Origin of the sequence: Propionispira raffinosivorans DSM 20765, assembly GCF_000381065.1 — a bacterium.
GTDB lineage: Bacteria > Bacillota > Negativicutes > Selenomonadales > Selenomonadaceae > Propionispira > Propionispira raffinosivorans.
Window position 1 is genome coordinate 1 of sequence record NZ_KB905892.1, and the last position, 4,913, is coordinate 4,913.

Annotated in this window: 8 protein-coding genes; 2 read left to right on the forward strand and 6 right to left on the reverse strand. The window is 44.2% G+C overall.

The features are described 5' to 3' along the window. Nucleotides 1-183, forward strand: a 183-nt coding sequence (locus F606_RS21875) for a transposase domain-containing protein (protein ID WP_019554982.1), incomplete at its 5' end; no start/stop codon positions are given. Nucleotides 184-255: 72 nt separating this feature from the next. Here F606_RS21875 and F606_RS0120130 read toward each other — a convergent pair. The 6 genes from F606_RS0120130 to F606_RS21880 are packed head-to-tail and all read right to left on the reverse strand — an operon-like array spanning nt 256 to nt 4,692. Then, on the reverse strand, nt 256-948 hold the full coding sequence (locus F606_RS0120130) for a D-lyxose/D-mannose family sugar isomerase (protein ID WP_019555663.1): 693 nt from the start codon (nt 946-948) through the stop codon (nt 256-258). A gap of 26 nt (nt 949-974) precedes the next feature. Continuing rightward, the gene (locus F606_RS0120135) at nt 975-2,021 is read right to left on the reverse strand and encodes an aldose epimerase family protein (protein WP_019555664.1); all 1,047 of its coding nucleotides are present in this window, start codon (nt 2,019-2,021) and stop codon (nt 975-977) included. Nucleotides 2,022-2,029: 8 nt separating this feature from the next. Continuing rightward, on the reverse strand, nt 2,030-3,112 hold the full coding sequence (locus tag F606_RS0120140; protein WP_019555665.1) for a PTS fructose transporter subunit IIC: 1,083 nt from the start codon (nt 3,110-3,112) through the stop codon (nt 2,030-2,032). A gap of 20 nt (nt 3,113-3,132) precedes the next feature. After that, nucleotides 3,133-3,444, reverse strand: a complete 312-nt coding sequence (locus tag F606_RS0120145) for a PTS fructose transporter subunit IIB (RefSeq protein WP_019555666.1) — start codon at nt 3,442-3,444, stop codon at nt 3,133-3,135. Between the two features lie 55 nt (nt 3,445-3,499). Then, the gene (locus F606_RS0120150) at nt 3,500-4,369 is read right to left on the reverse strand and encodes a ketose-bisphosphate aldolase (RefSeq protein WP_019555667.1); all 870 of its coding nucleotides are present in this window, start codon (nt 4,367-4,369) and stop codon (nt 3,500-3,502) included. A gap of 53 nt (nt 4,370-4,422) precedes the next feature. Beyond that, the gene (locus F606_RS21880; protein WP_322786226.1) at nt 4,423-4,692 is read right to left on the reverse strand and encodes a PTS sugar transporter subunit IIA; all 270 of its coding nucleotides are present in this window, start codon (nt 4,690-4,692) and stop codon (nt 4,423-4,425) included. On the opposite strand from F606_RS21880, the gene F606_RS23780 reads away from it, so the two are divergent. After that, nucleotides 4,627-4,773, forward strand: a complete 147-nt coding sequence (locus tag F606_RS23780) for a hypothetical protein (protein ID WP_245542158.1) — start codon at nt 4,627-4,629, stop codon at nt 4,771-4,773. The two genes, F606_RS21880 and F606_RS23780, sit on opposite strands and share 66 nt — an antisense overlap. Nucleotides 4,774-4,913 lie beyond the last annotated feature (140 nt).

Sequence of the window (4,913 nt, forward strand, 5' to 3'; positions counted from 1 at the left end):
AGTGCCATTGTTTTTAGCATTATAGAAACTGCAAAAGAAAATGGTTTAAATCCATATGCATATTTGACTTATATTTTCAAAAATGCACCAAACTGGAATATACGGAATGATGTTGAGGCACTGCAACGATTAATGCCGAATTTCGTTCCAGCTTACTGCAAAACGAATGCCGTTACCAACTGACGTGTTGTCAAGGTAACGGCATTTTTGACGCTTACGTTTTTTAGCCGCTAAAAGAATCTAAAAAACTCGCATTTAGATATACTGAATGTATTTCGCATAATCATTAAAAATCAAATGAGTTGGTATGGTATCTTCTTCGATCTCAGGAATGCGAGACTGCGCTTTATAAAAGCGGTTATCGACCCGATCATCATTGGTGGTTGACACTTCGAACAGTGCAATATCCCCACTACCCGGCAGGCCCTGCCATTGATGGTACTGCCCTGGCGCCAAGGTTATACTCTGCCCTGGTTTTAGAAGGATTGTCTCTCCAGCCGGAACGGCAAATCGTTTCCCATCGACTTTTACCACGACATCGGTATCGGCAAACTCACCTGCTTGGGTCGAGTTATACAAGGTTAGTTTTAAGCTGCCGCCACCGCGATTGATGATGTCTTCCATTTTGTACCAATGAAAATGGAAGGGTAAAATCTGTCCATCACGCACAAATAACAGCTTTTCGCAGTATGGTTTGGGATAGGTTTCTTTTTGCTTAAAGTTCCCATTGCGAAAGGTAAAGACCGTCAGTCCGACATGTTTGAAATCGGCTGTGGCAAAATCAGTAACATCCCAGCCCAGCATATTGTCGACCAGTTCCGCTTCTTGTTCGGTGATCTGTTTCCACTCTTCGGGTGTATAAAAAGCGAAGGGCGGCAGTGGAATTTTGAATTGCTCCGCTGCTTGTATGGTATATTCAATAATTTCATTGATTTGTGATCGTTTCATTTGAATCCCCCATTTCTTTATTTTGCTTATTTTTCTATAGAAAAGGCATAGCTTGTCGAGCTGTCATAGGGTTTGTCTTTGGTTATAACAACCATTTCTGGTCGGTCGGAGTGAATCCGATCGGGCATTGCTTGTGTTTCCAGCGTTAGACCAGCATACGGTTTTAAGATTCCATATTCGAGCGGATAGGCCTGGGTGACTTTATTGCAGGTGTAGAGTACAACCGCCTCTTCGGTGGTTTTCATCCGCACTTTAATGCCGCTGGTTTTTTCAAACAGAATTAGGTCGTCTTGCTGTTTTTTGTTTAGTAAAAAGGCATGATCATAACCGCCTTGAACCAGTTCTTGTTGTTTGTGTCCATGCATTCCATAGCGCCCAATCGCTCTTGGTCTAGTAAAGTCAAACACCGCATCGCTTTTCGTTTCTAGATAGCTTCCGGTCGGCAGCGTTTTTTCGTCCACGCAAGCGACTTGATCGGCCTGAATCTGCAAGTGATGCTGTAAAATATCGCTGTTTTTCATACCGGATAAATTGAAATACGTGTGGTTTGTCATATTGCAAAGCGTCGGTTGATTTGTTTCAACCTGGTAATGGATGCTCCATACATTCTCCTCCGACAGCGTATACGTAACACACACTTGCAAATCACCTGGATAGCCATCCTGGCTCTTATCCTGTAAGCGCAGGACTAAACGATCTGGCGTTAACTCTTGCGCAGCTTCCACCAACCAAAACCGATGATGAAAACCATCCGAGCCGCCATGCAGATGCTGGTTTCCTTCATTTTTTTCGACTTGATATTCTTTTCCCGCCAATACAAAGGTACCGTTTTTGATGCGGCCGGCCACACGGCCGATTATGGCACCAAAGAACATTGGATTTTCTTCATACAGCCCAATGTCTTTATAAGACAAAATACGATTTTCTTTTTTCCCTGTTTTATCTTGAAACAGCAGTTTGTGTACAATCCCGCCATAGTTCAAGATGGATAGTTCCATCCCGTTTTTGTTGGCGAGTGTATATTGATAGACGGGTTCTTTTGAAAACTCGGCTATTTTTTGTTTACGAATCACGTCCTACCTCAACCAGAAATTTTAAGAGTCGTTAAATCCAGTTCTTGTTCTTTTTCTTCCACAAATTCTTCGGGTGGTTTGCTCTTTAAGAATTGTAGCAGTACGGCAAATACGACCGAGCCTGCCAATAAACTTAGAAGCCAAAGTCCGGGATGGCTGATTCCGGCTAGAGCGAAAAACCCGCCGGCTGGAACGGTGGAGGAGCAGTTCCAATACATCGTTAAAGCACCATCTACGGCGGCACCGACACCGGTGCAAATCGTAATGCGGAGAAGATCATTTAAAATAATAGGATAAGACCCTTCGGTAATTTGACAGCATCCCATCAAAAATGCGGATTTCAGGGCATTGATTTCTTGTTTGGAATAAATATCTTTCTGCAAAATACGGCTTAGCAGATAGCCCAGTGTTAGGCCAAAGGGCGCAATCATCGATGCGGAAATCAAGGTCGCAATGGGAGCGCCAATTCCTTGGGTCATGAGACTCAGCACAAAAACAAAGACAACTTTGTTAATGGGTCCGCCATAGTCAATGGAGGATAGGATTCCCAAAATGACACCCAGTAAGAGGATGGAGGTTCCGCCTTGCAGTTGAATGAGTAAGGCGGCAATGCCATCGGTCAAAGCGATAATCGGCAGGCCGAGGACATATTCCATAAATAGCCCGACAAGAATCGTGGCCAGAAGCGGCAGAATCATTTGCGGGACGATCCCTTGGGCAAAGCTTGGTACTTTGATCACTTTTTTCAAGTAATTTACGACCCAGCCCCCAAGGTAACCAGTGAGCAGGCCGCCTAAAAAGCCAAAGCCATTGGCTTTGCAGAGGAGCCCGAGTAGAAAGCCTGGAGCAATACCGGGGCGGTCGGCAATGGAATAGGCAATAAAGGTCGAGATAAACACGGGCAGTAATCCCAAACCATCACCACCTAGAGTCGTTAGGGCATCGGCAATGGAAAAGCTCCCGCGGTAATCGGTTATGGTATGTCCGCCAAAAATATTTCCGATGACCATGAGCATACCTGCGGCACATACGTAGGGAATCATATAGGAGATTCCCGTCATGGCATGTTTTCTAAGTTCGAACGATTTCATAACGTGTGTTTCCTCCATTTCTATTTTTTTATAATCTCTTCCATTTTTCGGATTAAAGAGTTCGCCGAGTGGATGGCTGTTTCGGTAGGAATTTCAATGATTTTTTTACCGGCAAAGCGTTCTTTGCCTTTTATCTGAATGTCCACGGCTAAAACCACCAAGTCAGCTTCTTGAATTTGTTGTTTTGTTAACGCATGTTCGGTTCCAATCGTTCCTTGTGTTTCTAAATGAATTTCATGGCCTGCTTTTTCGGCTGCTTGGATTAATTTTTCTCGGGCAATATAGGTGTGGGCAATCCCGGCCACACAAGCCGATATCCCAACAATTTTCATGTAAACCGCCTCCTGAGCAAAACGTTTTTTTTCTTGATAAAAATTAAAAATAAGCTTACAGTGCGAAATATTTCATCTTATCGATAGCATTAAACAGCTTCATTTTTTCTTCAATGGTATTACGACAAAGCGCGATACAGGATGGATAAATGACATTTGGTTCTCGTTCAAAGCCGTTTTTCTGCAAATAGTTTTGCACGCCAGTCATAAAGCTGAATTTAATATCACTGGAAATGTTGATTTTCGTAATCCCCAGATTTACCGATTCAGCAATTTCTTTATCTGGATTGCTCGAACCGCCATGCAGTACCAAGGGAACACGAACAACCTGGCGAATTTGAGGAATCAGGTCGAGTTTCAATTTTGGTACAAAGCCTTTGGGATAAATGCCATGTGCTGTGCCAATCGCTACGGCTAGAGAATCCACGCCCGTTTTTTCCACAAAAGTTTTCGCATCGGCCGGATCGGTATAAATAATTTTCGTCGTTCCGGTTTCAATGGAATTTCCGGTTTGTCCAATCGTTCCAAGTTCCCCTTCGACCGATACGCCTACGGCATGGGCTGCTTCGACAACTTTCTGCGTCAGGGCAATGTTTTCCGCAAACGGCAGTTGGGAGCCATCGATCATGACTGAGGTGAAACCAAGCTGAATGGCATGGATGCATTGTTCGTAGCTTGCGCCATGGTCCAAATGTAAAACCATAGGTACTTTGCTATGGTTTGCTTCATAAAGAACACTCGCGATGAAGCTGTCGCGCAAAAACGTGAGTTCATCGGGATGGATCGCCATGATAACGGGGGCTTTTTTTGCTTCGGCACTTTCCATCATCGCGGTTAAGAGTTGTCCGCTCCCGGCATTAAATGCCGGTACGGCAAAACGGTGTTCCTGGGCGGTCTTTAACATTTCATTCATGGTAAGTAACATAGTAATAGTCTCTCCTTTTTTTCTAAACAAATTTTATAGAACGGTATAACTTTTCATTCAACACGCTGGGCTAACAACCGAATGACTTCCTGCTTATCCTTTGTTTTTAATAGTTTTTCAAAAATTGTATCATCGGCCAGAGCAATGGCCACCTGTGCCAGCAGTTTTAAGTGCAGTGTTGTTGTATCGACATTGCGCACGGCAAACAGTAAAACAACATGTACCGGCTTCCCATCGATTGTCTCCCAGTCTAAAGCATGGCTTGTTCGGCCAAAGGCAATGGAAGTGACAGCTACTGCATCGGATTTTCCATGCGGGTGTATATTACGGTACGGCAGTACCGTGGTTCCGGAGAAGCGGAAACCGCTTGTCCGGAACAGGAAACCGATGTTCTAGCGGTGTGAGCCGCCTGTCCGGAGCCGCGGGAGCCGATACCGAAGATTACTCTGTTAAATCTTTATCCAAGCCATAAATCTCTCTCATAGAAATATCTTTCGAGGGATCCAAGCTTTCGATATTGATTTTATATGCATCATGGACGATG

Coding starts and splice junctions, on each gene's coding strand:
- F606_RS0120130 (WP_019555663.1), bottom strand. CDS start 948: ATGAAACGATCACAAATCAATGAAATTATTGAATATACCATACAAGCA.
- F606_RS0120140 (WP_019555665.1), bottom strand. CDS start 3,112: ATGAAATCGTTCGAACTTAGAAAACATGCCATGACGGGAATCTCCTAT.
- F606_RS0120145 (WP_019555666.1), bottom strand. CDS start 3,444: ATGAAAATTGTTGGGATATCGGCTTGTGTGGCCGGGATTGCCCACACC.
- F606_RS0120150 (WP_019555667.1), bottom strand. CDS start 4,369: ATGTTACTTACCATGAATGAAATGTTAAAGACCGCCCAGGAACACCGT.
- F606_RS23780 (WP_245542158.1), top strand. CDS start 4,627: ATGGCTTGTTCGGCCAAAGGCAATGGAAGTGACAGCTACTGCATCGGA.